The following is a 26,220-nucleotide window of genomic DNA, read 5'->3' as shown; positions in this document are numbered from 1 at the left end:
CTGGTGCGAGGAGGACAGTGGCGGCGCGACTCCCGAGGCGATCCGCCAGGCACTCTTGACGGAACACGGGCCTGCCCGGCTCCGGCTGGCTGAACCCGAAGCGAGCCGCGTGACCGTCCTCCGCGTTCTGCGAGAAGTACACGAGCTGTCTCTGGCACAAGCTCGAGCCATGGCAGAGGAGCTGAGAACGGCCGGGTTGGTGGGCACTCTCGTCGAGATGGAGCTCATTGCAGCCCAACTTCGGCACCGCTCAGTAGCAGTGACCGTTGGGTCGTCACCCAGCTGATCGACACGACGGACGACGGACGGAATGAGACATTCTCCGTCTCCGGAATAGCCTTTCGTTTCGCGGCGTCGAGGACACTGTCCACATCACATCGGCCCAGGTCCGGGCCTTCCTTATCGAGCAAGCTCAAGATAACGGACGGAAGCGGACCGCCAGCAGCGTCTCCATGTGCGCCTCGACAAGGCCCTGCACATCCGCCTCGACCTCAGCCAGACGCGGCATGACCTCGGCCACGCCGCTATTCGTCGTGTCCGTGCGGAACAGCTTCAGGCTCGACACCTTCTCCTCCTCGGCTCGGAGATCTTCAACGCCGAGCCGGGGCAGGATTGTTTCCGCGAGGGGCTTCGAGGGTGTGAAGATGGTGTGAGAAGCTACGTCCGGGCCGCCGTGAGGCACCCGTGTCCCACGGTTCCCGGGGATCGCAAGATCCCACATTCGTCCCACAGCTTCGCGGGACGAGCGCCTGGAAGACTGCGTTTTCGCAGGTCAGCCCCCGTAGCTCAGTGGATAGAGCAGGTGCCTTCTAAGCGCCTGCTCCATCACTCCGTGCGTGGCAGTCGTTGCGGGTGCCGGCCGGGACGGTGGCTTCGGGTGAGCTCGCGGCCAGCGTCACATCGACGTCTCAGACTCCCGGCTGCGGCATCCGCATGTTGCTAGCCGAAGGGGTCTGCGGTGCGCCTCGGGGTGCATCTCTCGCACCCGCACCGTCGGTTACGTCTCTGCCTCGCTCGCTCAGCCGTACGCAGGCGCGGACGAGCGCACCACCCGGCAGACTGGCCAACTTTTTGCGTTGAGCCAGCTTCAAGTGGCAGACGCTGGCCAAGACGGCGGCCTTGAAGATCTACAAGTCTGGCGAGCGTCACGTGATCACACTGATGCTCGACCGACGTCCACGCAGCTGCGGGAACCCTCTCCTTTAGCTCGGCGCGCTGAGAGGCCAGTTGATGCCCTCGGACGAGGAACGGGCCGACTCCTCAGAACCGGATCCCTACCCCTGTAGGCTTCCGAGTGCGGTTCGCCCAGGAGTCGGGTTCACCAATTCGATCGCCCCTCACTACAGCAGCGGTTACCGTCCTGCCATGGACGACTTCCTCTCCTTCGCGAGCTTCCTTGAGGGCGCAAAGAAGGCGGCTCACAGAGCCATGGACGAGCACGGACGAAGCGAGTACGACAACTTCGCCCTTCAAGGCGGTGTGGCCATCGAGAAGCTCGCCAAGGCGGTTTTGGTCTCGATGAATCCCGTCTATCTGCTGGAGATGCGCAACGGGAACCCAGACATGCTCCTGTACCTCGGCGGTCACCTTGAGTTGGGCGAGGAGAAGGTCCGTACGGTCGGCGCCAAGGACGCCATCAAACGGCTCCGCACGCTAGACATACTCCCTCCTGACCCTCAGCTCGATATGCTCATCGAACTTCGCAACGGAACTGCGCACACCTCGACTGGAGACAGAGCAAAGGCCCTCCTTCCAGCCCTTGTCGAGAACTCATGGGCCCTGCTCAAGAAGGTCGGCATCGACATAGGTGACTTCTGGGAACGCTGGTCAGGCGCAGTAATCATAGCTGTGGATCAGCAGCGGAGCCAGGTCGAACGGGACGTCGAGATCCGGATCAGACAAGCTTGGCATCGCTTCGATGACCGCTTCGCAGGTCTCCCTGAAAGCGCCCGGGAACGAGCGCTTGCCGAGCCCTCCTCTGCTCCCTACCCGTTCGACATCAGCCCCTTCAGAGCACCAACGGAGTCTCATTACTACATTCTTGCCACAGTCGGGTGCCCCTGTTGCTCAGGCACAGCAATGCTGAAGGTGCTGCCGTCGCGAGACATCAAGCTCGGCCTCCGGCTACTAATGGACGCCCTGCACTGCCCACTGTGCCTGTTGTCCCTGGAAAGTCCGGCAGAGGTACGCGCAGCGGGCGTGCAAAATCCGTGGCAATCGGGAAATCCGCCGCAGACCATGGCCGTATCAGGCTTCCAAGTCCACTCTCCAGATGCCGAATCGGGGGACTGAACCCCAGGCATACACCCCCGGTGGGGCTCGGTCTGCCGGAACCCGAACCGCAGCCGACGGAGGGGTGGGGGCTTGACCCGGGATCGTGGACACCGGTTGTCATGCGGCGGTGGTCAGCGTAACTGATCGTTGTTCGAAGGCGTTCGGGCTGATCTGGCCGATGCTGGAGTGCCTCCTTCTGGTGTTGTAGCGGGTGGCCCATCGGAAGACCGCGAGGCGGGCCGATCGGGCATCTGACCAGCGTTTCTTTCCCTGAAGCGTCTCGCGTTTCATGGTCGCGTTGAACGACTCGGCGGCGGCGTTGTCCGCGCTCGTGCCCACCGCGCCGCGCGATCTAACTACGCCGAGGTCGGTGCAGACCTGGGCGAACTCCTTCGAGGCGTATTGCGCCCCGTTGTCGCTGTGGAAGATCGCTCCGCGCAGGCCGTCGGCGCCCCGGACCGCCGCCGCAGCCTTGAGCGCGTCGGTGACCAGCCCGGTGCGCATGTGGTCGGCGATCGACCAGCCCGCCAGGCGCTTCGAGCACAGGTCCAACACCGTTGCCAGATAAAGGAATTGGCCGTTCCCGACGGGGAGATACGTTACGTCACCCACGTACTTCGTGTTCGGCGTCTTCGCGGTGAAGTCGCGCCGTAGCAGGTCGGGAACCGGTGTCGCCGACGGCTCGGGGATGGTGGTGCGGACCTTCTTGCGCAGGTGGAAGCCGACGATGCCTCGCGCACGCATGACCCGTGCGACGCGTTTGTGATTGACGCGTACTCCGGCGTCGCGAAGCTCGGCGGTGACCCGCGGGGCGCCGTAAGTCCCGTCGGACTCGGCGTGGATGGCGGTGATCCGCTCGGCGAGGTCGGCATCCGCCCTGACCCGCCCGGCCCGCGCGTCCGCGCCGGCGATCCAACGGTAGAACCCGGACCGCGAGACGGCCAGGATCCGGCACAGCCGCTTGACGCCGAAGGCGCCACGATGATCGTCAACGAACTGGAAGCGGCTGCTCACCAGCTGGTCTCCGCCGCAAAATACTTCGCGGCCCTCCGCAGGATCTCCCGCTCGAGCTCGAGTTCCTTCACTCGCGCCCGCAGCTGCCGGTTCTCCTTCTCCATCGCGCTGGCCTGGCCGGCGCCGGGCCGGGCGGCCTGCTCGGCATCCCGCACCCAGGTGCGGAGCGTCTCGTGGTTGACGCCCAGGTCCTTGGCCACCGACGCGTACGTCCCACCCGGGCTGGCGTGGTACAGCGCGACGGCATCAGCCCGGAACTCAGGCGAGTACTTCGACGTCCCCAACGGGAACTCCTGTTCTTCGGATCCTCACGATCCAATGATCAGGGTGTCCACGATCAAGGGCTAACCCCCGGACCCTGTTGCCCAATTGGGTGAACACATCGCGATCACGCCCTGCGCGGTGCCGGGAGCGGTGAGTCTGGTGCGCAGGCATCGGAGATACGAACCCGGTTATCCGGCCGTCGAGTTAGGGGTGGTGCGGTGTCCATGCGGGCGGATTCGGGAGAGGGAATTCCTGCCGGAACACGGGAGGTGGCTCGCGCGGCGTTCCCCAAGGGCTGTCTGGCGATGAGGCTCCGGGACAGCCTCGGTCCGCTGTTCTCGGATGAGGAGTTCGCAGAAGCCTTCGGGGTCCGTGGTCGTCCCGGTGTCGCACCTGGTCGGCTGGCCCTGGTCAGTATCCTGCAGTTCACGGAGAACCTGACGGATCGGCAGGCCGCGCACGCGGTGCGAGCCAGGATCGACGTGAAGTACCTCCTCGGCCTGGAGTTGACCGACCCCGGCTTCGATCACACCGTGTTGACCGGGTTCCGGGACCGGCTGCTGGCCCATGGCCTGGAGGAGAAGATCCTGGATCTGCTGCTGGGACGGCTGGCCAGCGAGGGGCTGGTCGCCCCTGGTGGTCGGCAGCGTACAGATGCCACGCACGTCCTGGCCGCGGTCCGTAGCCTCAACCGCCTGGAGTTCATCGGCGAGGCCCTGCGCGCGGCGATGGAGGCGCTCGCCGTAGCCGCGCCGGACTGGATGCGCACGGCGATGGATCCGGTGTGGCAGGAACGCTACGGCACGCGGGTTGACGCCTATCGACTGCCTACGGACGAGCAGGAGCGACGTGGTCTCGCCCGGCAGATCGCGGCTGACGGCTATCGCCTGCTCGAAGCAGTCGTCGCACCGGCGGCGCCAGCTTGGCTACGGGAGATCCCCGCGGTCACCGTCCTGCGCACGGTTTGGCTGCAGCAGTTCTCCCGCACCGTCACCGACGGAGTCGAGGAGGTGGCCTGGCGGGGGAAGGACGATCTCCCGCCAGGCAGAATGCTGATCACCTCTCCCTACGACCCCGAGGCCCGTTACTCGAAGAAGCGCGGATCGGCTTGGGTCGGTTACAAGATCCACCTCAGCGAGAGCTGCGATGACCCGGGGGAGGTCCACCGCCCACACTTGATCACTCATGTTGAGACGACCGACGCCACAGTCAACGACGCGATGGTCGTCGAAACAGTCCACGACCGTCTCACCAGCCGGGGCCTCCTGCCCGCGGAACATCTCCTCGACGCCGGGTATACCTCGGCCGAGTTGCTTCTGACCGCGCCGATCGCCCGCGGCGTCAGCGTCATCGGCCCAGTCCGGTCGAACAACACCCGGCAAGCGGCTCAGAAGAACGGCTTCGGCAAGACCGCTTTCACCATCAACTGGCAGGCTGAGCACGCCATTTGCCCTTCCGGCGCCACGAGCAGGTACTGGACGGCCGGCGTGGACAACAACGGCCGGGACGCGATCCGTATCCGATTCGCGACCTCCACCTGCGCACCATGCCCCGTCCGGGACCAGTGCACCCGCTCCACCCAGTACGGACGGCAATTGACCGTACGCCCACAAGAACAGGACGCGCTCCTCGAACGTGTCCGCGCCGAGCAGTCCACGGACGAGTGGAAGGACCGCTATGCGGCCCGCGCCGGAGTGGAAGGCACCATCCACCAGGCCGTCGCGGCCGCTGGAGTACGACGGACCCGTTACATCGGCCTGGCCAAAACACACCTCGCGCACGTCCTGACCGCGGCCGCCATCAACCTGATCCGCCTTGACGCCTGGTGGAACGGGACCCCTCTCGCAGACACCCGGACCTCCCGGCTGGCAGCCCTCGAACTCGCGGCCTGAGATCAATTGGGCAACAGGGTCTTCGATGGTTTCTACAACAGCCGGCGCATCCAGAAGCGGCTCGGCTACCTCAGCCCGATCGAGTTCGAGGAGAAGCACTACGCCGAGCAGGCAACGGCCGAACGAGCGAACCTGAAACCCCGCCAACCCGCCCTGACCAGCTGATCAGCACCTCCCGAGCAACGGGGGAACCTCAGCCTCACCACAAGGGCCACGCCGGGCGCGACCACAGCCGTACCCGCCTGTTCCTGCACTCCGGCGTGAAGGTGGTCGACCGGCTGAACGTGGAGGAAGTGAAGAGCCGGGCCGAGGTGGAGAAGTTCGTGGAGGACTTCCTGGCACAGCTCAAGCGGTAGACAGCACGGAGCCTCTGCCGGTCGACAAGGACTCAAGTGAACGTGCGGGTCCAGCCGTCTCCCACTCAAGCACTCAAGCCGGTTGGTCACCGGGGCCGCGTTCCGCTTGCTCGGCGGCCGCATCAAAGGGACCTGATCCAGCAGATCGGGAGCCAGCAGCAGAGCGTCGCAGAGCGCTGCCGCCGGGGATCTGCCGCCTTCCACCAGGCGATCAGGTCGGTCTCGGGATCGTCGGACAGGGGACCGTCAGCGGGTCAGGCGCGGTGAGTTGGTTTCGCGTCCAACAGTCGGGCGATGTCCTGTTCGATCTCCTCTCACCGCGCCATCGAATCGGCCAACACTCCCAGCCGTCTTCTCGAGGAACAGTTCTCGGAAATCACGCAAAAAGTCGTCCTACGCGGCGAAGCTATAGAACGCAAACGCCGCGTAGACCAGAAAACGCCGCAGACAGGCAACGACTCTCCAGCCTGCCCACGCCCAGACACGTCGCCCTGGAGCCGTAACTCCACGGCTGAAGCCTGCACGGTCCTCACTCCTGCTGAGCCGTTTCCCGTCAAGAGACGGCAAAGAGGGACTTCCCGCAAGTGGCGCCCAACCAACCGTCACCTGCAAGAACCGACTTCTGACACCTCATCAGAACGAGCGTCAAATGAGCGTCAAGATGCCTCGTAGAGCGTCATTTCAGCGTCAAGATATCGCCCGTAACGCCCACAGTGCACATAACGCACATCGCCTAAACCTGCAGGTCAGGCACCCTTTGCGACGGGTTCAAGGATCGCCACGCACTCCACGTGGTGCGTCATCGGGAACAGATCGAACGCCCGCAGCGTCCGCACCTTGTAGCCGCCCTCGCGGAAGTACGCCAGGTCCCGGGCCAGTGCCGCCGGGTCGCAGGCCACGTACGCGATGCGGCGGGCGCCGAGGGCGGCGAGTCGCTTGACCGTCTGCTTGCCGGCTCCGGCGCGGGGCGGGTCGAGGACGATCAGGTCGGCTTCGGTGATGCCGCTGCGGGGCAGGACCTGGTCGACCTTGCCGTGCTCGATGCGGACCCGCTCCAGGTCCTTGAGGTTGTGCCGGGCGTCCTCGACGGCACGCTTGCCGGATTCGATGCCGAGCACCGCGCCCTTCTCGCCGAGGCGTTCGGCGAGGGAGCCGGCGAACAGGCCGACGCCGCAGTACAGGTCGAGGGCCATTTCGCCCTTGCGCGGCATCAGGCCCTGCATGACGGCCTTGACCAGGGTGTAGGCGGCCTGCGGGTGGACCTGCCAGAAGCCGCCGGAGCCCACGCGGTAGGTGCGGTCGTCGGCGCGTTCGCGGACGAAGCCGCGGCCGTGGACGCGGTGCACTCCGCCGTCGTGCTCGTCGACGCGCAGGACCGAGACGGGCTTGTCGAGCTCGACCAGCGGGAGGCGGCCGCCGGAGCGGGGAGTGAGGATGACCTGGCGGTCGTTGGAACCGGTGGCGGCGATGGCCTCCACCGTGGCCATCTGGGGCCAGTCCTGCTTCTCGATGCCGAGTTCGGTGACGCCGGGGGCGGCGATCAGGCAGTGGTCGATGATCTCGATGTCGTGCGAGCGGTGCTTGCGCAGGCCGACCCGGCCGTCCTCGTCGATGGCGTACTGGACCCGGGTGCGCCAGGCGGGCACCTCGCCCGGCGGGAGCTTGTCACCCTCGGCGGGCACGACGGTGCCGTCCCAGCCGGCCTCCTCGGGGGTGAGACCCGCGAGGTGCTGGAGCTGTTCGGCGATCACTTCGCCCTTGAGCCGTCGCTGGGCGCCGGGCTTCGCGTGCTGCCAGTCGCAGCCGCCGCACTTGCCGGGGCCCGCGAACGGGCAGGGGGCCTTCACCCGGTCCTTGGACGCCTCGATGATCTGTACCGCGTCGGCGCGCAGGAAGCGGGAGTCGGCTGCGCCGTCCGTGACCCGGGCGACGATCTTCTCGCCGGGGAGCGTGTGGCGTACGAACAGGACCCGGCCCTCCGAGGTCCGGGCGATGCAGTGGCCGCCGTGGGCGACCGGGCCGACCTCGACCTCGTACTCGTGCCCCACGAGCGATTCCACGGGCCGTGACTCCACCGTCTGTGATTCCACGGTCTGCGGGGTTCCTGCCTGTGATTCTTCCGCCTGCGGTTCTCCGGCCTGCGTTTCCCCGGTCTGCGGCGAAGTGGATTCGTTCTGCATGAGGGGATGGCTCCAGAGATCAAGGGAAACAGGGGGAACGAGCGCAGCGAGAAAGCGGCCGGACAACAACCTACGAGTCTACGTGGGTGTCGTCCGGCCGCTTACCACGAGCGGAACACGGCTGAGCAGCACCGCTGAGCTGCACGGCTGAGCAACACGAATGCGGAACGGATCCGGAAAGCTACTGCGCGTCCACTCCGCCCGCTCCCCCAGTCCCCTCAGCTCCCTCAGTCCCCTCAGCTCCTGGGCGTGGGCTCCTTCGGCTTGCGCTCCACCGGGCCGCGCCGCACCGAGCCCGGGGCGGTCCAGTCCGCGTGCTTCCTGGCGCGCTTCTTGGCCGCCTCGGAGGACTCCAGCTGGTACGGGACCGAGGTGACCATCACGCCTGGTGTGAAGAGCAGCCGGCCCTTGAGCCGCAGGGCGCTCTGGTTGTGCAGCAGGTGCTCGTACCAGTGGCCGACGACGTACTCGGGGATGTAGACGCTCACGACGTCGCGCGGGCTCTCCCGGCGCAGGCCCTTGACGTACTCGATCACCGGGCGGGTCACCTCGCGGTACGGCGAGTCGAGGATCTTCAGCGGTACGTTGATGCCGCGCCGCTCCCAGTCCTCCCTGAGCGCCTTCGTCTCGGCCGGGTCGACGCTGATGGAGAGCGCCTCCAGGTGGTCCGTACGCATCAGCTTCGCGTACGCGAGCGCGCGCAGGGTGGGGCGGTGGAGTTTGGAGACCAGGACGATCGAGTGGACCCGGGAGGGCCGGACGCTCTCGTCGGACGGGGTCTCGTCGGCGGCGATCTCCGCGGCGACCCGGTCGTAGTGCCTACGGATCGCCGTCATCGTGCCGTAGAAGATCACCATGCCGAGCAGCGCGACCCAGGCGCCGTGGGTGAACTTGGTGGCGAGGACGACGACGAGCACCAGGCCGGTGAAGAAGGCGCCGAAGGTGTTGATCGCGCGGGAGCGGATCATGTGGCGGCGCTTGAGCGGGTCCTTCTCGGCCCGCAGATGGCGGTTCCAGTGCCGGACCATGCCGGTCTGGCTGAGGGTGAAGGAGACGAACACGCCGACGATGTAGAGCTGGATCAGCCGGGTCGAGTCGGCCCCGTAGATGACGACCAGCAGGATCGCGGCACCGGCCAGCAGCACGATGCCGTTGGAGAAGGCGAGCCGGTCGCCGCGGGTGTGCAGCTGGCGGGGCAGGTAGCTGTCCTGGGCCAGGATCGATCCGAGCAGCGGGAAGCCGTTGTACGCGGTGTTCGCGGCCAGGAACAGGACGAGCGCGGTGGCCCCGGCGAGGATGATGAAGAAGAACGTTCCGTCACCGAAGACCGCCGCCGCGACCTGGGAGATCACCGGGTCCTGGACAAAGCTCGAACCGACCGGGGAGCCGTTGTCGATCAGGTCCGTCGCCGGGTTCTCGGCCATCTTCACATCGGTGGCCATGGCCAGCGCGATGATGCCGCAGAACATGGTGACGGCCAGCAGGCCCATCGCCGCGAGAGTGGTCGCGGCGTTCTTGCTCTTCGGCTTGCGGAAGGCGGGGACGCCGTTGCTGATCGCCTCGACACCGGTGAGGGCCGCGCAGCCGGAGGAGAACGCCCGCAGCAGCAGGAAGACCAGGGCGAAGCCCGCCAGTCCCTCGTGCTCGGCCTTGATCGTGAAGTGCGAGGTCGGGGCGTGCATGGTGTCGCCGAGGACCAGTCCGCGGAAGGCACCCCAAATGATCATGATGAAGACGCCGGCCACGAAGAGGTACGTGGGAATGGCGAAGAGCTTCCCGGACTCCTTCACCCCGCGCAGGTTCATCAGCGTCAGCAGCACGATGGCCACGACGGCGCTGGCCGTCTTGTGCTCGACGACGAACGGGATCGCGGACCCGAGGTTCTCCACCCCTGAGGCGATCGACACGGCGACGGTGAGGACGTAGTCGACCAGCAGGGCGCTGGCGACGGTCAGCCCGGCCCTCGGGCCGAGGTTGGTGGTCGCGACCTCGTAGTCGCCGCCACCGCTCGGGTACGCGTGCACGTTCTGCCGGTACGAGGCGACGACGGTGAACATCAGGACCACGACGGCGACGGCGATCCACGGGCTGAAGTGGTAGGCCGACGCGCCCGCGATGGACAGCACCAGAAGCACTTCTCCGGGTGCGTACGCCACCGAGGACAGCGGGTCGGACGCGAAGACAGGAAGGGCGATGCGCTTGGGGAGGAGCGTCTCCCCCAGCTTGTCGCTGCGCAGGGCCCGTCCGATCAGGATCCGTTTGGGCACGTCGGTCAGTTTGGACACGCTGAGGATCGTAAGGGTTTCGTATGGGTCCCGCCCACGCACCACAGCCGTGGCACTTGAATGTCCTGCACTCGGACCGGAAAGCCACGAAATCCTTAACGGAATCCTTGCACCGCGGGCCCTGAAACGCACCGGGACGGTTCGGGAAGCCGGCCCTTCGCCATGGTGGCCACGGCGAAGGGACACTCGAATGAGGCAACGCGCCCGGCGACGCATAAGCTCATCCCGGGGCAACGGGACGAACCGTTGCCCCATTGTTTGCCCGGCCAGCCGAGAAAAGAGTGTGAGCAGGGTGTTTTCGCAGGTCAGCCGGACGACCAAGACTGCGAGGTAGGCGCAAGGTGCACATCGTCATCATGGGCTGCGGGCGAGTGGGAGCCGCTCTCGCGCAGACCCTGGAGCAGCAGGGGCACACGGTCGCCGTGATCGACCAGGACCCCACCGCGTTCCGGCGCCTCGGCTCCGGATTCGGCGGTCGTCGCGTCAGCGGCGTCGGTTTCGACCAGGACACCCTCCGTGAGGCGGGGATCGAGGAGGCCGGTGCGTTCGCCGCGGTGAGCAGCGGCGACAACTCGAACATCATCGCGGCCCGGGTGGCGCGCGAGATGTTCGGCATCGAGAACGTCGCGGCCAGGATCTACGACCCCCGGCGTGCCGAGGTCTACCAGCGCCTCGGCATCCCCACGGTCGCCACCGTGCGCTGGACCGCGGACCAGATGCTGCGCCGGCTGCTGCCCTCGGGCGCCGAGCCGCTGTGGCGGGATCCGAGTGGCGGTGTGCAGCTCGCCGAGGTGCACACCACGCCGTCCTGGATCGGCCACAAGATCAGCACTCTGCAGGAGGAGACGGGCGTCCGCGTGGCCTTCCTCACCCGGTTGGGCGAAGCCATACTGCCGTCGTCGCAGACGGTGCTGCAGGAGGGCGACCTGGTCCACGTGATGATGCGTACGGACGAGATCGCGAAGGTCGAGGCGGCCTTCGCCGAGGGCCCTGAGGAGGGCGGTCACTGATGCGTGTCGCGATTGCCGGAGCCGGTGCGGTGGGCCGTTCCATCGCGGCCGAGCTGCTGGAGAACGGCCACGAGGTACTGCTCGTCGACAAGGCGCCGACCGCCATCTCGGTGGAGCGGGTGCCGATGGCCGAGTGGCTGCTGGCGGACGCCTGTGAGATCACCTCGCTGGACGAGGCGGCGCTTCAGCGCTGCAACGTCGCGATCGCCGCGACCGGCGACGACAAGGTGAACCTGGTCGTCTCGCTGCTCGCCAAGACGGAGTACGGCGTGCCGCGGGTCGTCGCCCGGGTGAACAACCCGAAGAACGAGTGGCTGTTCAACGAGTCCTGGGGCGTCGATGTGGCGGTTTCCACGCCGCGGCTGATGTCGGCCCTGGTCGAGGAGGCGGTGAGTGTCGGCGATCTGGTCCGGCTGCTGCGCTTCAGCCACGGCGACGCGAACCTGGTCGAGCTGACGCTGCCCCCGGAGTCGGCGCTGGCCGGCACCCAGGTCGGCGAGGTGGCGTGGCCCGAGGACACCTCACTGGTCACGATCATCCGCGGACAGCGGGTTCTGACGCCGAGCACGGAGGAGACGCTGGAGGCCGGTGACGAACTGCTGTTCGTGGCGGCCCAGGCGCGTGAGGAGCAGTTGGAGGACCTGTTGTCGGTGCGCCGGGGCGATCCGGGGCACTGAGCGAAGCGAAAGGGGGGCCGGGACCGCCACTGGCGGTCCCGGCCCCCTTTCGTGTTCCTTGCCGCGTGCCTCGGGGAGACGCAGGGCCTTCGCCGTGTGCCTCGGGGAGACGCAGGGCCTTCGCCGTGTGCCTCGGGAAGGCGCGGGGCTTTCGCCGCCTGCCTCGGGAGGCGTCTGCCGCGTGCCTCAGAACTCCTGGCTGCCGGCCGCATCGGACGCTGCTTCCCTGCGGGCCCTCTCGGCCTTCTCCGCCTTCTCGGCCTGCTCCTGGGCCTCCATCTCGGCGAAGACGTCGATGGGCGGCGGCGCCTTGGCGAGGAAGACCCAGGTCAGATACACCGCCAGCAGGAACGGCGGGATCTTCAGTGCCACCAGGACCCAGCCGAACTGGGTGGTGTCGCCCCACCAGTACAGCGGGAAGAGGATCGCGCACTTGGCGAGCAGGATCAGCCCCCAGGCGTAACTGGCCTTGGCGTAGGCCTTCTTGCGGCCGGGGTTCCTGGTGCGCCAGGAGAGGTTCTCCTTGAAGACCGGTCCCAGTATCAGACCGATCAGCGGCACCCCCGCCACCGTGCTCACCAGGTAGGCGAGGGCCAGTCCGAGCGTGTAGATCATGCCCGGCAGGTAGAAGTCCTTGGCGTTGCCCGTCATCTTCGCGAAGACGACACCGAAGGCCACGCCGAAGACACCGCTGAAGGCGTGCTTGACGGTGTCCCTGCGGATCAGCCGGACGGCCACGAGCACCAGCGACACGACCACGGCCGCGATGGCCGAGTTCGTGAGGTTCTTGTCGATGGTGAAGATCGTGACGAAGAGCAGTCCCGGCAGGACTGTCTCCACCATGCCCCGGATGCCACCGAAGGCCTCGAAGAGCGCGGCCTCGGTCACCGCCTTCGCGTCGGCCTCCTGCTGGTCGGTGCGGGTGATGGGGTCCGTGTCGGACGTCGGCTTGTCAAGAGACGTCACCGGCTACTCCTTGCCGAGCGGTCGGAGTTCGTATTTGGGGTTGAACAGCACCCGGCGGCCGTGGCTCATGGAGATCCGGCCCGAGGCGATGAGCTTGCGGCCCGGTTCGATGCCCACGATGGAGCGGCGGCCGAGCCAGACCACGTCCAGCGGGGCGGTGCCGTCGAAGAGCTCCGCCTCAAGGGCGGGCACTCCGGCGCGCGGTCGCAGGGTGACCGTCCGCAAGGTACCAGTGACCTTCACGATCTGGCGGTCGGTGCACTCGGAGATCCGGGTGCACCCAGAGGCGTACGAGTCCTCCGCCAGCTCCTCGCACTCCAGGTCCTGCTGGGAGCTGGAGAGCCGGTCGAGCATCCGCCTGAAGCGCCCGGACGACCGCTCGGCCTTCCCGGCCTTCTCGAATCGAGGAACAGCACTCATAACCGAAGGGTACCGGTCCCCCGGGGTCCTGGCGGGTGGCCGTTGTCTCACTCGAACGAGGTACGGGGAAGCCGGACGGCGCCCTTCAGGCCCGCTCGAAGCGGTATCCCATCCCCGGTTCGGTGACGAAGTGCCGGGGGTGTGAGGGGTCGGCCTCCAGCTTGCGCCGCAGCTGGGCCATGTAGACCCGCAGATAGTTGGTCTCGGTGCCGTACGACGGCCCCCAGACCTCCTGGAGCAGCTGCTTCTGGCTGACCAGCCGGCCGCTGTTGCGGACCAGGACCTCCAGCAGGTGCCACTCGGTGGGGGTGAGCCGTACGTCCCGTCCTTCGCGCTGGACCTTCTTGGCGGCCAGGTCGACGGTGAAGCCCGTGGTCTCGACGATCACGGCCTGGTCGCCGCCGTCCTGGCCGACGGGCTCGGCGCGGCGCACCGAGGCGCGCAGCCGGGCCAGCAGCTCGTCCATGCCGAACGGCTTGGTGACGTAGTCGTCGGCCCCGGCGTCCAGCGCCTCGACCTTCTCGTCGGAGGTGTGGCGTGCCGAGAGCACCAGGATCGGCACCCGGGTCCAGCCGCGCAGCCCCCTGATCACCTCGACGCCGTCCATGTCGGGCAGCCCGAGGTCCAGGACGACGACGTCGGGGTGGCGGGCAGCGGCGAGCTGGAGGGCGGTCGCCCCGTCGGGCGCGGCGTCCACCTCGTACTTGCGCGCCTTCAGATTGATCACGAGGGCGCGTACGATCTGCGGCTCGTCGTCGACCACAAGCACCCGGGTCATCGCGGTCCTGCCTTTCTGCTGTACATCGGGTCCGCGGAGCTCTCCGCGGATCATGAGGTGACCCGCGCGGGCAGGTCTTGGCCGGCCGGGACGTATCCCGAGGCCGCCTTGAGGGTGAGGACCATGGTGAGGCCGCCGCCGGGGGTGTCCTCGGCGTCCAGCGTGCCACCCATGGACTCCACGAAGCCGCGGGCCACGGCGAGGCCCAGGCCGACCCCGGCACCGCGCGGGGCGTCGCCGTAGCGCTGGAAGGGTTCGAAGATGCGTTCCTTGCCGTCGTCGGGGACGCCGCGGCCGCGGTCGGCCACCCGTAGCTCGACCCGGGCGCCCAGTGCGCTGGCGGCCACCGTGACGCGGTCGCCGTCGGGGCTGTACTTGACGGCGTTCTCGACGATGTTGGCGACGGCCCGCTCCAGCAGCCCGGGGTCGACGGCGACCATCGGCAGCGTCTCGGGGATGTCCAGGTCGACGCTGTCCTCCGGCACGCCGCCCAGGGCCATGGGCACGACCTCGTCGAGGTCGATCTCGCGGATCAGCGGGGTGACGGTGCCGGTCTGCAGGCGGGACATGTCGAGGAGGTTGCCGACCAGGTGGTCGAGGCGGTCGGCGCCGTTCTCGATGCCTTCGAGGAGTTCGGCCTCATCATCGTCGGACCAGGCGACGTCGTCGGATCGCAGGGAACTGACCGCGGCCTTGATGGCGGCGAGCGGGGTCCGCAGGTCGTGGCTGACGGCGGCCAGCAGCGCGGTCCTGATCCGGTTGCCCTCGGCGAGCCGGCGGGCCTCCTCGGCCTCGCCGACGAGGCGCTGGCGGTCCAGCACGACGGCGGCCTGGGCGGCGAAGGCGCCGAGCACCCGGCGGTCCTCGGCGGGCAGCACCCGGCCGGAGAGCGCGAGCGCCATGTGATCGCCGACGGGCATGTCCACATCGGCGTCCTCGGGCCGGGTGACCGGCGCGGGCCCGACGCTCCCGGCGCATGTCCACGGGTCGACGTCGCTCGCCCGCTCCAGCAGCGCGACGGACCCCATGCCGAAGGTCTCGCGGACCCGGTCGAGCAGCGCGGCCAGCGTGGTCTCGCCGCGCAGCACGCTGCCGGCCAGGAAGGAAAGGATCTCGGACTCGGCGCGCAGCCTGGCGGCCTGATGGGTGCGGCGGGCCGCCAGGTCGACGACGGAGGCCACCGCGACCGCCACCGCGAAGAAGATCACGATGGCGACGAAGTTCTCGGGGTCCTGGACGGTCAGGGTGTGGGTGGGCGGGGTGAACCAGTAGTTCAGCAGCAGCGAGCCCGAGGCGGCCGAGGCGAGCGCGGGCCGCAGCCCGCCGAGCAGGGCGGCGGCGACGGTCATGAAGAGGAACAGCAGGACGTCGTTGGCGAGCCCCGGACCGTTCTCCAGGCCCTTGAGGAGCAGCGAGAGCAGGACCGGGCCGCCCACCCCGACGATCCAGCCCCAGATGATGCGGGCCCGGCCGAGCCTGGCGCCGCGGGCGATGGGCAGGCCGCGGCCCTTGGCGACCTCGTCGTGGGTGACGATGTGGACGTCGAGGTCGGTGCCGGACTCACGGGCGACGGTGACGCCGACGCCGGGGCCGTAGATGTACTGCCAGGCCTTGCGGCGGCTGGAGCCGAGGACGATCTGGGTGGCGTTGACGCCCCGGGCGAACTCGAGGAGTGCCGAGGGGATGTCGTCGCCGATGACGTGGTGGAAGGTGCCGCCGAGGTCCTCGACGAGCGTCCGCTGGACGGTGAGCTCCTTGGGCGAGGCCGAGGTCAGCCCGTCGCTGCGGGCGATGTAGACGGCGAGGATCTCGCTGCCGGAGCCCTTGGCCGCCATCCGGGAGGCGCGCCGGATGAGGGTGCGGCCCTCGGGACCGCCGGTGAGTCCGACGACTATGCGTTCGCGGGCCTGCCAGGTGGTGCGGATGTTGTGCTCGCCGCGGTACTGCTGGAGGTATTCGTCGACCCGGTCGGCGACCCAGAGGAGGGCCAGTTCGCGCAGGGCGGTGAGGTTGCCGGGGCGGAAGTAGTTGGAGAGCGAGGCGTCGATCCGGTCGGGTTTGTAGATGTTGCCGTGGGCCATCCGCCGGCGCAGCGCCTGGGGCGACATGTCGACCAGTTCGAGCTGGTCGGCGCGGCGTACCACCTCGTCGGGGACGGTCTCGCGCTGGCGTACGCCGGTTATCGACTCGACGACGTCTCCGAGGGACTCCAGGTGCTGGATGTTGACGGTGGAGACCACGTCGATTCCGGCCTGGAGGAGTTCCTCGACGTCCTGCCAGCGCTTGGCGTTGCGGGAGCCGGGCACATTGGTGTGCGCCAGTTCGTCCACCAGGGCCACGGCCGGGGCGCGCTCCAGGACGGCGTCGACGTCCATCTCGGTGAACACGGCGGAGCGGTACTCGATCTCGCGGCGCCGGGTCTGTTCGAGACCGTGCAGCATGACCTCGGTGCGCGGCCGGTCGTGGTGCTCGACGAAGCCGACGACGCAGTCGGTGCCCCGCTCCACTCGGCGATGGGCCTCGGAGAGCATGGCGTACGTCTTGCCGACGCCGGGTGCCGCACCGAGGTAGATCCGAAGTTTGCCGCGCGCCATGGCCCCATTGTCTTCCTGAAACCGGCTGCGGCCGATGCGGCAGCCATGGTCGAAGCTACCTCGTGAATTTCCGGCATATCGGGCGGGGGGTGCTGGAGCGGGCCGTATTGACGTAATTCTGATGCCCCGGCTGCTGCCCCGGCCGGCCGTTCCCGGGCCGGGCGGCGGCGCACCCCGGGAGCCGCGCCGGCGCGCCCGTTCGCGCTCTTCGTACGCACCCGTTCGTGCTCTCCGTGCGCGCCCCGTTCGTGCTCTCCGTGCGCCGCGACGGCTCCCCTACGCGTGCTCGATGATGTGCCCGTCGCTGAGTTCCAGGACCCGGTCGGCGAGGCCGAGCAGTTGGGCGTCGTGGGTGGCGACGATCGCGGTGACGCCCTCGCTGTGCACGACCGCGCGCATCAGTTCCATCACCGCGAGGCCGGTCTCCGCGTCGAGCTGCCCGGTCGGCTCGTCGGCTATCAGCAGCGCGGGCCGGTTGGCGAGCGCGCGGGCGATCGCGACCCGCTGCTGCTGGCCGCCGGAGAGCTCGCCGGGGCGCTGGGCGGCGTGGTCGGCGAGGCCGACCAGGGAGAGCAGCAGCGACACCCGGTCCTCGCGCTCGCGCGGGTCGGCCTTGCGCAGTCGCATCGGCACGCCGACGTTCTCCGCCGCGGTCAGGATCGGGATCAGGCCGAACGACTGGAAGATGAAGCCGATCCGGTCGCGGCGCAGTTCCAGCAGCCCCTTCTCGCCGAGTGCGGAGAGGTCGGTGCCGTCCACGGTGATCCGGCCGCTGTCGGGGCTGTCGAGTCCCCCGACGAGGTTGAGCAAGGTGGTCTTGCCGGAGCCGGAGCGCCCCTTGAGCGCGACGAGCTCACCGCGCGGCACCTCGAAGGACACCCCGCGCAGCGCGTGCACGGCCGCGGCGCCGGAGCCGTAGGAGCGGTGCAGGTCCTCGATCCGGACCATGGGTCTCTCGGCGACAGTCGTGCCGCTGCCCCCGCCGCTGCCGGTGGCGTCCGTGTTCTCGGTCATGTCGCTCCCCGTACGTCCTTGGTCCTGTCGGTCGCAAGTATGTGCGTGAGGTCCGGGGACGGGCAATGCCCGGGACCGGCCGCGGCGGCCGGTCCCGGGCATGGTGTGCGGTCAGCGTCCCGCGGCGTCGCTCACGAGCTGCCGCAGCGCGATGTTCAGCCGGAGGACGTTGACCCGCGGCTCACCCGCGAATCCGAGGATCCGGCCGTCGGTGTGCTGCTCCACCAGCTTCGCGACCTGCCCCGCGTCCAGGTGGTTGCGGTCGGCGACCCGGTGGACCTGGAGCTGTGCGTACGCCGGTGAGATGTCCGGGTCGAGACCGGAGCCGGAGGAGGTGACGGCGTCGGCCGGCACCTGCGAGGGGGTGACGCGGTGGCCGGGGACGGAGTTGTCCTTGACCACGGCGGCCTTGGCGGCGGTCACCCAGTCGATCAGCTCCTTGTTGTCGCCGGAGCGGTTGGTCGCGCCGGAGACGAGAAGTGAGTACTGGGTGTTGACGCTGTTGGTGCCGAGGCCGTTCGACGGCCGCGGCTGGAACCACTTGAGGTCGGGGTCGGGGGTCTCCTGGCCCTTCCTCAGCGGCAGGTCGTAGCGCTGGCCGATGAGTTCGGAGCCGACGGCCCTGCCGTTCGCCGTGATCTCGGAGCCGTTGGCCCGGCCGGGCATGAGGCCCTGGGCGACCCCGGTGACGGCGAGCGGGTAGATGACGCCGCAGACCACGGTGAGGACGAGCAGGGCGCGCAGTCCGGCCCAGAGCAGCCGGGCGGTGTTTCCTACGGAGTTGTTCATGGCAGGTCAGCCGATTCCGGGGATGAGGGAGATGATCAGGTCGATGATCTTGATGCCGATGAACGGGGCGACCAGGCCGCCGAGCCCGTAGATCCCGAGGTTGCGCCGGAGCATCGAGTCGGCACCCGTGGGCCGGTAGCGCACGCCCTTCAGCGCGAGCGGCACCAGCGCGACGATGATCAGCGCGTTGAAGATCACGGCGGACAGGATCGCGGAGCGGGGCGAGGACAGGTCCATGATGTTGAGCCGGTCCAGCCCCGGATAGACCACGGCGAACATCGCGGGGATGATCGCGAAGTACTTCGCGACGTCGTTGGCGATGGAGAACGTCGTCAGTGCGCCACGGGTGATCAGCAGCTGTTTTCCGATCTCGACGATCTCGATCAGCTTGGTGGGGTCGGAGTCCAGGTCCACCATGTTCCCGGCCTCCTTGGCGGCCGAGGTGCCGGTGTTCATGGCCACGCCGACATCGGCCTGGGCGAGCGCCGGGGCGTCGTTCGTGCCGTCGCCGGTCATCGCGACGAGTTTGCCGCCGGCCTGCTCCCGCTTGATGAGGGCCATCTTGTCCTCGGGGGTGGCCTCGGCGAGGAAGTCGTCGACGCCCGCCTCCTCGGCGATGGCCTTCGCCGTCAGCGGGTTGTCGCCGGTGATCATGACCGTGCGGATGCCCATCCGGCGCAGCTCGTCGAAGCGTTCGCGCATGCCCTCCTTGACGACGTCCTTGAGGTGGATGACACCGAGGACGCGGGCGCCGTCCCCGTCGTCGACCGCGACCGGCAGCGGCGTACCGCCCTCGCGGGAGATCCGGTCGGTGAGCGTGGCCACGTCGGGGTGGACCGTGCCGCCGCGCTCCCGGACCCAGGCGACGACCGAACCGGTGGCCCCCTTGCGGATCCGGCGTCCGTCGATGTCCACCCCGGACATCCGGGTCTGTGCGGTGAAGCCCACCCACTCCGCGGTGGCCGCCTCGTCCCGGTGCCGCTCGCGGAGCCCGTACGCCTCCTTCGCCAGGACGACGACGGAACGGCCCTCGGGCGTCTCGTCGGCCAGCGAGGAGAGCTGGGCGGCGTCCGCCAGTTCGGCCTCCGTCACACCCGCGACCGGGAGCAGCTCCGCGGCCTGCCGGTTGCCGAGGGTGATCGTGCCGGTCTTGTCGAGCAGCAGGGTCGACACATCGCCCGCCGCCTCGACGGCGCGCCCGGACATGGCGAGCACGTTGCGCTGCACCAGCCGGTCCATGCCGGCGATGCCGATCGCGGAGAGCAGTGCGCCGATGGTGGTCGGGATCAGGCAGACCAGCAGCGCGGCCAGCACGATCATGGACGGCTCGCTGCCCGCGTGGACGGCGAACGGCTGGAGGGAGACCACGGCCAGCAGGAACACGATGGTCAGCGAGGCGAGCAGGATGTTCAGCGCGATCTCGTTGGGCGTCTTCTGCCGGGCCGCGCCCTCGACGAGGGCGATCATCCGGTCGATGAAGGTCTCACCGGGCTTGGTGGTGATCTTGACGACGATGCGGTCGGAGAGCACCTTCGTACCGCCGGTCACGGCGCTGCGGTCGCCGCCGGACTCCCGGATGACCGGTGCCGATTCGCCGGTGATGGCGGATTCGTCGACGCTCGCCACACCCTCGACGACGTCTCCGTCGCCCGGGATGATGTCGCCGGCCTCGCAGACCACCAGGTCGCCGATGCGCAGTTCGGTGCCCGGTATCCGTTCCTCGTTCCGGCCGGTCAGCCGACGGGCGACGGTGTCCGTCTTGGCCCGGCGCAAGGTGTCGGCCTGGGCCTTGCCGCGGCCCTCGGCGACCGCCTCCGCCAGGTTGGCGAAGACCGTCGTCAGCCAGAGCCAGGCCGTGATCGCCCAGCCGAACCAGTCCCCCGGGTCCAGCGCCGCCAGCACGGTGGTGAGCACCGACCCGGTCAGCACGACGAACATCACCGGCGACTTGATCATCACCCGGGGGTCGAGTTTGCGTATCGCGTCGGGGAGCGAGGCGACCAGCATCCTGGGGTCGAACAGACCCGCGCCGACGCGCCGTTCGGGGCCGTGCCCGGACGGGGTGTCCTGGTGCGGTGCGCGGACCGGTGTGACTGTGGACATCGCGTCCTCTTGCTTCGTACGGATGGTCATGACGCCAGCCCCTCGGCCAGCGGCCCCAGAGCCAGGGCCGGGAAGTAGGTCAGACCGGCGACGATCATGACGGTGGCGACCAGCAGTCCGCTGAAGAGCGGTTTGTGCGTGCCGAGCGTGCCGACGGTCGCCGGTACGGGCCGCTGCTCGGCGAACGAGCCGGCCAGGGCGAGGACGAACACCATGGGCAGGAACCGGCCCAGCAGCATCGCCAGGCCGATCGTGGTGTTGAACCACTGGGTGTCCGCGGCCAGTCCGGCGAAGGCCGAACCGTTGTTGTTGGCGCCCGAGGTGTAGGCGTAGAGGATCTCGGAGAAGCCGTGCGCCCCGGAGTTGGTCATCGAGTCGCCGGGGGTGGGCAGGGCCATCGCGACGCCGGTGAAGCAGAGCACCAGCGCCGGGGTGATCAGGATGTAGCAGGCCGCGAGCTTGATCTGCCGGGTGCCGATCTTCTTGCCGAGGTACTCGGGCGTACGGCCGACCATCAGGCCGGCGATGAACACCGCGATGATCGCCATCATCAGCATCCCGTAGAGACCGGATCCGGTGCCGCCGGGCGCGATCTCGCCGAGTTGCATGCCGAGCATCGTGATGCCGCCGCCGAAGCCGGTGAACGAGGAGTGGAAGGAGTTCACCGCGCCGGTCGAGGTGAGCGTGGTGGCCACCGCGAAGATGGACGAGCCGCCGACCCCGAAACGATTCTCCTTGCCCTCCATGGCCCCGCCCGCGATGTCGAACGCGGGCCCGTGGTGGGCGAATTCGGTCCACATCATCAGCGCGGTGAAGCCGAGCCAGATGACGCCCATGGCGGCGAGGATCGCGTAGCCCTGCTTGAGCGAGCCGACCATCCGGCCGAAGGTGCGGGTCAGCGCGAACGGGATGACGAGGATCAGGAAGATCTCGAAGAGGTTGGAGAGTCCGTTGGGGTTCTCGAAGGGGTGGGCCGAGTTGGCGTTGAAGTATCCGCCGCCATTGGTGCCCAGCACCTTGATCACTTCCTGGGAGGCGACCGCGCCGCCGTTCCACTGCTGCGAGCCGCCCAGGAACTGGCCCACGGAGTGGATGCCGGAGAAGTTCTGTATCGCCCCGCAGGCGACCAGCACGAGCGCGCCGATCACCGAGATCGGAAGGAGGATCCGTACGGTGCCGCGCACCAGGTCGGACCAGAAGTTGCCGAGTTCACCGGTGCGGGTGGCGGCGAGGCCCCGTACCAGCGCCACCGCGACGGCGATGCCGACGGCGGCCGAGACGAAGTTCTGCACCGCGAGGCCGCCGGTCTGCACGACATGGCCCATGGCCTGTTCGCCGGAGTACGACTGCCAGTTGGTGTTGGCGACGAACGACGCCGCGGTGTTGAACGCCTGGTCGGGGTCGATCGAGGCGAAGCCGAGGGAGCCGGGCAGCGAGCCCTGGAGCCGCTGCAGCAGATACAGGAACAGGACGCTCACGGCGGAGAAGGCCAGGACACCACGGAGATAGGCGGGCCAGCGCATCTGCGTGTTCGGATCGGCGCCGATGGCCTTGTATATCCACTTCTCGGCCCGCAGATGCCGGGGCGAGGTGTACACACGGGCCATGTGGTCACCGAGCGGGCGGTACGCCAGGCCCAGCGCCACGACGAGCGCGAGTACCTGGAACACACCTGCGAGGACGGGGCTCATATCGGGCTCAGAACCTCTCCGGGTACAGAAGGGCGAGGACGAGATAGCCCAGCAGGGCGACGGCCACGACGAGGCCGACCACATTTTCGGCGGTCACAGCTTCGTCACCCCCTTGGCGATGAGTGCCACCAGCGCGAAGACCGCGATCGTGGTGACGACGAAGGCCATGTCGGCCATCGAGTGCTCCTGGATGAGGTGCGGATTTCTCGGACTCCATGAGCAAACCCGCCGCTGCCACCGCTTTGACCAGCGTTGATGGCTTCCATACGAGGAAGGGCCGGCCCTTGACGGCGCCTGTACGTGCCCGATACGCGCTCCATACGGCTACGGCCCCGCCCGCCCTCGGTGGCGGTCGGGGCCGTAGCCGCAGAAACGCAGAAGCCGGTGGGCCGTACCCCCGTGAGGGGATACGGCCCACCGGCCGTTGCTTACGGATGCGGGGTCAGCGCACCTCGGTGATCTCGGGGCCGCGCTGGAGCTGGCCCATGCCGCCGGAGAACTTCGAGCCCTCCTGCTCCTCCTGCTGAACACCCTCGGGCACCATCTGGGCGTCGTTGGGGAGCTTGAGGACGATCGGGTCGCGCGGGGCCATCGGGCCGTCGCCGCGGACCACCACGGTGTCCCGGAAGACCGTCTCCAGCAGACCGGCGGCCTCCGGCTGCACGGCGCCCTGGCCGGAGATCACACCGCGCAGGAACCAGCGCGGGCCGTCGATGCCGACGAAGCGGACCAGCTGCACGCCGTTCGCCCCGTCGGGAAGCTGTACGGGGACCTGCGCGCGCAGCTCCCAGCCCAGCGGGCCCTCGAGCTCGTCGATGATCCCGCCCTGCTGGGTGATGCCGGAGGCGATCTCGTCGCGGACCTCGCCCCAGATGCCCTCCTTCTTGGGGGCGGCGAAGGCCTGCAGCTGGATCGCGCTGTCGCGCAGCACGACGGTGGCGGCGACGATCGCGTCACCGGCGACCTCGACACGCAGCTCCATGCCCTCGACACCGGGCACGAAGATGCCGCCCAGGTCGACCCGGCCCTCGCCGGGCTGGGAGACCTCGTCGATGTCCCACGGCCCGTCCGGCCGCGGTGCCGGCGGAAGGTTCATCCGACGCGATCCGCCCTCGGCGGCATCGGCGTCATCGAGCCCGTCGGCGACCTGCTCGGCCTCGCGCGCTTCGTCCGCCGTGTCATCGGCGGAACCACTGTTCTTGCGACGTCCGAACACGTCACTGTCCTTCCCGGTCGGATTCGACCGAAGCGTAGCTGTTCCCGTCCCGGGGAACCCCGCCCCGGACGCCATCAACATCAACGGCGGCATGACCGCCGGTGGACCCGAAGCCCCCTTCGGCCCGCGCCGAACCGGGAAGCTCCGACACTTCGTGGAAGCGCACCTTCTCGACCTGCTGCACGACCAGTTGAGCAATACGGTCGAACCGCTCGAACCGCACGGACTCGCGCGGATCGAGATTGATGACGATCACCTTGATCTCTCCACGGTACCCGGCATCAACCGTCCCCGGGGCATTCACCAGCGCGACTCCGCAGCGCGCGGCGATGCCGGATCGGGGGTGCACGAACGCGGCGTACCCGTCGGGCAGGGCGATCGAAACCCCCGTGGGCAGCACGGCCCGCTCGCCCGGTGCCAGCTCGACAGCCTCGGTAGTCACCAGATCGGCTCCGGCGTCCCCCGGGTGCCCGTACGCCGGAATCGGCACGTCCGGGTCGGTCCTGCGGATCAGCACGTCCACGGGATGGCGCATCAGGGGTTCACCTCGAAGGCACGGACGCGCTTGGCCTGGTCCGGGTCGGCCATCGCCGCCCGGATCTCGGCCGGGCGGCCGTTCTCGATGAAGTGGTCGACCTTGACCTCGATGAAGAGGGCCTCGGCCCGGACCGCCACCGGCCCGTCCGGGCCGCCGATCCGGCCGGTGGCCCTGGAGTAGATCTTCCGGCCGTGCACGGCGGTGATCTCGGCGTCGAGGAACAGCACCGTGTCGACCGGCACGGGGCGGACGAAGTCGGTCTCCAGCCGTCCGGTCACCGCGATCACCCGCAGCAGCCAGTTCAGCGAGCCGAGCGTCTCGTCGAGTGCGGTGGCCAGTACCCCGCCGTGCGCCAGCCCCGGGGCGCCCTGGTGGGCGGCCTGCACGGTGAACTCGGCGGTGACCCCGACACCCTCGCCGGCCCGCGCCTGGAGGTGCAGCCCGTGCGGCTGTCCCCCACCGCAGCCGAAACAGTGTTCGTAATGCGCGCCGAGGAGCTCACCGGGGGCCGGCGCGTCGGGATGCCGGACCGGTTTCACCGCGTCGGCCGGGGGCTTCAGAGCCGCAGATGTTCCACTCACAGCCGCAGACCTTACCCGCGCGGGTACCCGCAGGTCGCGCCGTGCCAAGCTTGGGCTCATGCAGCCTTCCACCCCGCCATTCGACGAACGCCTCACCGCACCCCGTTCGTGGTGGCTGATCTCGTTCCTCCTCGGCATCGCGTGCGCGCTGATGCTGCTGCCGCTGGGCACCCTGCCGCTGCTCGCCGGCCTGGTGGGCGGCACGGCCGCGGCGGCGGTGGTGGTGAGCTCGTACGGCTCCGCCCGGATCCGGGTGGTGGGCGACGCCCTGGTGGCGGGTGACGCGCGGATCCCGGTCTCGGCGCTCGGCGAGGCCGAGGTGCTGGACGCCGAGGAGGCGCGCGCCTGGCGCTCGTACAAGGCGGACACCCGGGCCTTCATGCTGCTGCGCAGCTATATCCCGACGGCCGTGCGGGTGGAGATCACGGACCCGCAGGACCCGACTCCGTACGTCTATCTGTCGACGCGGGAGCCGCAGGCGCTGGCGGCGGCGCTGAAGGCGGCCGTCGGGGCCTAGGAAGGGTACTGGAGGCCTGCGGGGGCCCGGTCGGCCCACAGGGCGCATGGACGCCCCCGCTAGCCCTTCGGGCGCTGGTCCTTCGGGTTCCGGTGCTTCGCGTTCCGGTGCTTCGGGTTCTCGGGTAGGGCTTCGTACGGGAGCGCGGACGGTTCCAGCGGCGGCAGCTCCGGCAGCCGGTCCCAGGGGACCTGCCGCTTCCGCAGATCCTTCCTGACCCGTTCGGCAAGTTTCCTGGTATCGCGCCGGTTCATCATCGCGCCGACCGTGGCACCGATCATGAACGGAATCAGATTCGGCAGATCGCGCACGGTGCGCTTCATGATCTGCTGGCGCAGCTCGCGCTTCATCCGGCCACCGAGTGCCGCATCGACCGTCATGGGATGCGTGACGTCGATGCCGCGCTCCTGGGTCCAGGAGGTGAGGTAGGCGGTGGAGCGCTGGCCGATGCCGCCCGGCGGGCGTCGTCCGTACACCTCGTGCAGCTCGGCGACGAGCTTCAGCTCGATCGCGGCCACACCGGTGATCTCCGTGGCCAGCTCGGCGAGCATGGCGGGCGGTACGGGCATCATGGCCGCCGCGCCGATTCCGGCGCCGACGGCGGCGGTGGCCTTGCCGGCACCGGCGATGAGCCGGTCGGCCAGTTCCTCGGGCCCGAGGTCCGGGAACTGCTTGCGCAAGGTGGCGAGGTCGCGCACAGGGACGCGGGGAGCGATATCGATGATCAGGTCGGCGATATGACCGATCGCCGCCCTGGCGCTCTCCCCGCCCTTGCGTACGCCCCGTTTCACTGAGTTCAGACGGCCTGCCCCGGTCACGGGCTCCGTCCTGTCGACCTGTTCGGCCCTGTCGGCCGTGTCGACTTCTGCAGCTGCTTCGGCTGCTTCGAGCGAGACCGGCCGGCCTCGCCCCTCGTCCTGTCCGCCCGGCGAGGGTGGCGGGGCGGACGGCTCGGCAGACGCTGCTACGCCTTCTGCCGGGCCGTTACCGCCCTGATGCGCCTCCGACGACTGCTTGCGCCGGAGACGCCGCTTCCGGAACGGTGTGTCCCCTGCCACGGC

23 protein-coding genes and 1 pseudogene are annotated in these 26,220 nt (G+C 68.8%); 7 read left to right on the top strand and 17 right to left on the bottom strand.

Translation table 11 applies throughout. The features are described from left to right. Positions 1 to 427: 427 nt before the first annotated feature. Positions 428 to 721, bottom strand: a pseudogene (locus tag FHX80_RS35885) (DUF5655 domain-containing protein); the annotation flags it as partial. A gap of 644 nt (positions 722 to 1,365) precedes the next feature. On the opposite strand from FHX80_RS35885, the gene FHX80_RS23635 reads away from it, so the two are divergent. Continuing rightward, complete coding sequence (locus tag FHX80_RS23635; protein WP_145766039.1) at positions 1,366 to 2,292, top strand: hypothetical protein; 927 nt, start codon at positions 1,366 to 1,368, stop codon at positions 2,290 to 2,292. A 99-nt stretch (positions 2,293 to 2,391) separates the two neighbouring features. Here FHX80_RS23635 and FHX80_RS23630 read toward each other — a convergent pair. Next, positions 2,392 to 3,572, bottom strand: a protein-coding gene (locus FHX80_RS23630; RefSeq protein ID WP_145764452.1) for an IS3 family transposase whose coding sequence is annotated in 2 segments (ribosomal slippage) — positions 2,392 to 3,305 and positions 3,305 to 3,572 — 1,182 coding nt in all. Because the reading frame shifts where the segments join, the coding sequence is not laid out codon by codon here. Between the two features lie 198 nt (positions 3,573 to 3,770). On the opposite strand from FHX80_RS23630, the gene FHX80_RS23625 reads away from it, so the two are divergent. Together FHX80_RS23625 and FHX80_RS34805 are read left to right on the top strand one after the other, a co-directional pair. Beyond that, a complete protein-coding gene (locus tag FHX80_RS23625) occupies positions 3,771 to 5,444 on the top strand; it encodes an IS1182 family transposase (protein WP_375889880.1) in 1,674 nt (557 codons plus the stop codon). Positions 5,445 to 5,450: 6 nt separating this feature from the next. Continuing rightward, the gene (locus tag FHX80_RS34805) at positions 5,451 to 5,609 is read left to right on the top strand and encodes an IS3 family transposase (protein WP_167523337.1); all 159 of its coding nucleotides are present in this window, start codon (positions 5,451 to 5,453) and stop codon (positions 5,607 to 5,609) included. A gap of 937 nt (positions 5,610 to 6,546) precedes the next feature. Here FHX80_RS34805 and FHX80_RS23620 read toward each other — a convergent pair. Then, complete coding sequence (locus FHX80_RS23620; RefSeq protein ID WP_145766037.1) at positions 6,547 to 7,980, bottom strand: class I SAM-dependent RNA methyltransferase; 1,434 nt, start codon at positions 7,978 to 7,980, stop codon at positions 6,547 to 6,549. 236 nt (positions 7,981 to 8,216) lie between these two features. Next, on the bottom strand, positions 8,217 to 10,265 hold the full coding sequence (locus FHX80_RS23615; protein ID WP_145766036.1) for an APC family permease: 2,049 nt from the start codon (positions 10,263 to 10,265) through the stop codon (positions 8,217 to 8,219). A 341-nt stretch (positions 10,266 to 10,606) separates the two neighbouring features. On the opposite strand from FHX80_RS23615, the gene FHX80_RS23610 reads away from it, so the two are divergent. After that, positions 10,607 to 11,275: a potassium channel family protein gene (locus tag FHX80_RS23610; protein WP_024490560.1), complete on the top strand. Its 669-nt coding sequence runs from the start codon at positions 10,607 to 10,609 to the stop codon at positions 11,273 to 11,275. After that, the gene (locus tag FHX80_RS23605) at positions 11,275 to 11,952 is read left to right on the top strand and encodes a potassium channel family protein (RefSeq protein ID WP_145766035.1); all 678 of its coding nucleotides are present in this window, start codon (positions 11,275 to 11,277) and stop codon (positions 11,950 to 11,952) included. The genes FHX80_RS23610 and FHX80_RS23605 overlap by 1 nt, the downstream gene beginning before the upstream one ends. A gap of 186 nt (positions 11,953 to 12,138) precedes the next feature. On the opposite strand, the gene FHX80_RS23600 is transcribed toward FHX80_RS23605, so the two are convergent. The 9 genes from FHX80_RS23600 to kdpF all read right to left on the bottom strand — a co-directional run bounded on the left by FHX80_RS23600 (position 12,139) and on the right by kdpF (position 22,404). Then, positions 12,139 to 12,918 carry a DUF3159 domain-containing protein gene (locus tag FHX80_RS23600; protein WP_145766034.1) on the bottom strand — a complete coding sequence of 260 codons (780 nt, stop codon included), beginning with the start codon at positions 12,916 to 12,918 and terminating at the stop codon, positions 12,139 to 12,141. Between the two features lie 3 nt (positions 12,919 to 12,921). Then, positions 12,922 to 13,338, bottom strand: a complete 417-nt coding sequence (locus FHX80_RS23595) for an OB-fold nucleic acid binding domain-containing protein (protein WP_145766033.1) — start codon at positions 13,336 to 13,338, stop codon at positions 12,922 to 12,924. An 85-nt stretch (positions 13,339 to 13,423) separates the two neighbouring features. Next, entirely contained in the window at positions 13,424 to 14,116 is a 693-nt protein-coding gene (locus FHX80_RS23590; RefSeq protein WP_123527934.1) for a response regulator, read from the bottom strand. A gap of 50 nt (positions 14,117 to 14,166) precedes the next feature. After that, on the bottom strand, positions 14,167 to 16,710 hold the full coding sequence (locus tag FHX80_RS23585; protein ID WP_145766032.1) for a sensor histidine kinase: 2,544 nt from the start codon (positions 16,708 to 16,710) through the stop codon (positions 14,167 to 14,169). A 276-nt stretch (positions 16,711 to 16,986) separates the two neighbouring features. Then, entirely contained in the window at positions 16,987 to 17,724 is a 738-nt protein-coding gene (locus FHX80_RS23580) for an ABC transporter ATP-binding protein (RefSeq protein WP_145766031.1), read from the bottom strand. Between the two features lie 111 nt (positions 17,725 to 17,835). Next, a complete protein-coding gene (locus FHX80_RS23575; protein ID WP_145766030.1) occupies positions 17,836 to 18,513 on the bottom strand; it encodes a potassium-transporting ATPase subunit C in 678 nt (225 codons plus the stop codon). A 6-nt stretch (positions 18,514 to 18,519) separates the two neighbouring features. Continuing rightward, complete coding sequence (gene kdpB / locus FHX80_RS23570) at positions 18,520 to 20,646, bottom strand: potassium-transporting ATPase subunit KdpB (RefSeq protein ID WP_145766029.1); 2,127 nt, start codon at positions 20,644 to 20,646, stop codon at positions 18,520 to 18,522. Further along, complete coding sequence (kdpA, locus tag FHX80_RS23565) at positions 20,643 to 22,307, bottom strand: potassium-transporting ATPase subunit KdpA (RefSeq protein WP_145766028.1); 1,665 nt, start codon at positions 22,305 to 22,307, stop codon at positions 20,643 to 20,645. Before kdpA ends, kdpB begins: the two co-directional genes overlap by 4 nt. Positions 22,308 to 22,314: 7 nt before the next feature. Continuing rightward, complete coding sequence (kdpF, locus tag FHX80_RS23560; protein WP_037777601.1) at positions 22,315 to 22,404, bottom strand: K(+)-transporting ATPase subunit F; 90 nt, start codon at positions 22,402 to 22,404, stop codon at positions 22,315 to 22,317. Between the two features lie 21 nt (positions 22,405 to 22,425). Between kdpF and FHX80_RS34800 the strand changes: the two genes are divergently transcribed. Then, on the top strand, positions 22,426 to 22,563 hold the full coding sequence (locus tag FHX80_RS34800) for a hypothetical protein (protein WP_167523604.1): 138 nt from the start codon (positions 22,426 to 22,428) through the stop codon (positions 22,561 to 22,563). Positions 22,564 to 22,749: 186 nt separating this feature from the next. Here FHX80_RS34800 and FHX80_RS23555 read toward each other — a convergent pair whose 3' ends face one another. The 3 genes from FHX80_RS23555 to FHX80_RS23545 are packed head-to-tail and all read right to left on the bottom strand — an operon-like array spanning position 22,750 to position 24,642. Beyond that, a complete protein-coding gene (locus FHX80_RS23555; protein ID WP_145766027.1) occupies positions 22,750 to 23,523 on the bottom strand; it encodes a DUF3710 domain-containing protein in 774 nt (257 codons plus the stop codon). Position 23,524: 1 nt separating this feature from the next. After that, positions 23,525 to 24,058 carry a dUTP diphosphatase gene (dut, locus tag FHX80_RS23550; RefSeq protein WP_145766026.1) on the bottom strand — a complete coding sequence of 178 codons (534 nt, stop codon included), beginning with the start codon at positions 24,056 to 24,058 and terminating at the stop codon, positions 23,525 to 23,527. Continuing rightward, positions 24,058 to 24,642, bottom strand: a complete 585-nt coding sequence (locus tag FHX80_RS23545; RefSeq protein ID WP_145766025.1) for a PaaI family thioesterase — start codon at positions 24,640 to 24,642, stop codon at positions 24,058 to 24,060. The genes dut and FHX80_RS23545 overlap by 1 nt, the downstream gene beginning before the upstream one ends. A 58-nt stretch (positions 24,643 to 24,700) precedes the next feature. Here FHX80_RS23545 and FHX80_RS23540 point away from each other — a divergent pair, with 58 nt between their 5' ends. After that, positions 24,701 to 25,159, top strand: a complete 459-nt coding sequence (locus FHX80_RS23540) for a DUF3093 domain-containing protein (RefSeq protein WP_145766024.1) — start codon at positions 24,701 to 24,703, stop codon at positions 25,157 to 25,159. A gap of 59 nt (positions 25,160 to 25,218) precedes the next feature. On the opposite strand, the gene FHX80_RS23535 is transcribed toward FHX80_RS23540, so the two are convergent. After that, complete coding sequence (locus FHX80_RS23535; RefSeq protein WP_145766023.1) at positions 25,219 to 26,217, bottom strand: hypothetical protein; 999 nt, start codon at positions 26,215 to 26,217, stop codon at positions 25,219 to 25,221. Positions 26,218 to 26,220 lie beyond the last annotated feature (3 nt).

The sequence above is a fragment of the Streptomyces brevispora genome, from assembly GCF_007829885.1.
In the GTDB taxonomy this organism is placed as follows: Bacteria; Actinomycetota; Actinomycetes; order Streptomycetales; family Streptomycetaceae; genus Streptomyces; species Streptomyces brevispora.
This window is presented reverse-complemented; position numbering and strand designations above follow the sequence as displayed.

Excerpts from the sequence above, each read along its gene's own strand:
- FHX80_RS23605 (WP_145766035.1), top strand. The coding sequence starts at position 11,275 with ATGCGTGTCGCGATTGCCGGAGCCGGTGCGGTGGGCCGTTCCATCGCG.
- FHX80_RS23540 (WP_145766024.1), top strand. The coding sequence starts at position 24,701 with ATGCAGCCTTCCACCCCGCCATTCGACGAACGCCTCACCGCACCCCGT.
- FHX80_RS34800 (WP_167523604.1), top strand. The coding sequence starts at position 22,426 with ATGAGTGCCACCAGCGCGAAGACCGCGATCGTGGTGACGACGAAGGCC.
- FHX80_RS23635 (WP_145766039.1), top strand. The coding sequence starts at position 1,366 with ATGGACGACTTCCTCTCCTTCGCGAGCTTCCTTGAGGGCGCAAAGAAG.
- FHX80_RS23575 (WP_145766030.1), bottom strand. The coding sequence starts at position 18,513 with ATGAACAACTCCGTAGGAAACACCGCCCGGCTGCTCTGGGCCGGACTG.
- FHX80_RS23580 (WP_145766031.1), bottom strand. The coding sequence starts at position 17,724 with ATGACCGAGAACACGGACGCCACCGGCAGCGGCGGGGGCAGCGGCACG.
- kdpA (WP_145766028.1), bottom strand. The coding sequence starts at position 22,307 with ATGAGCCCCGTCCTCGCAGGTGTGTTCCAGGTACTCGCGCTCGTCGTG.
- FHX80_RS23585 (WP_145766032.1), bottom strand. The coding sequence starts at position 16,710 with ATGGCGCGCGGCAAACTTCGGATCTACCTCGGTGCGGCACCCGGCGTC.
- FHX80_RS23590 (WP_123527934.1), bottom strand. The coding sequence starts at position 14,116 with ATGACCCGGGTGCTTGTGGTCGACGACGAGCCGCAGATCGTACGCGCC.
- FHX80_RS23595 (WP_145766033.1), bottom strand. The coding sequence starts at position 13,338 with ATGAGTGCTGTTCCTCGATTCGAGAAGGCCGGGAAGGCCGAGCGGTCG.
- kdpB (WP_145766029.1), bottom strand. The coding sequence starts at position 20,646 with ATGACCATCCGTACGAAGCAAGAGGACGCGATGTCCACAGTCACACCG.
- FHX80_RS23620 (WP_145766037.1), bottom strand. The coding sequence starts at position 7,980 with ATGCAGAACGAATCCACTTCGCCGCAGACCGGGGAAACGCAGGCCGGA.
- dut (WP_145766026.1), bottom strand. The coding sequence starts at position 24,058 with ATGCGCCATCCCGTGGACGTGCTGATCCGCAGGACCGACCCGGACGTG.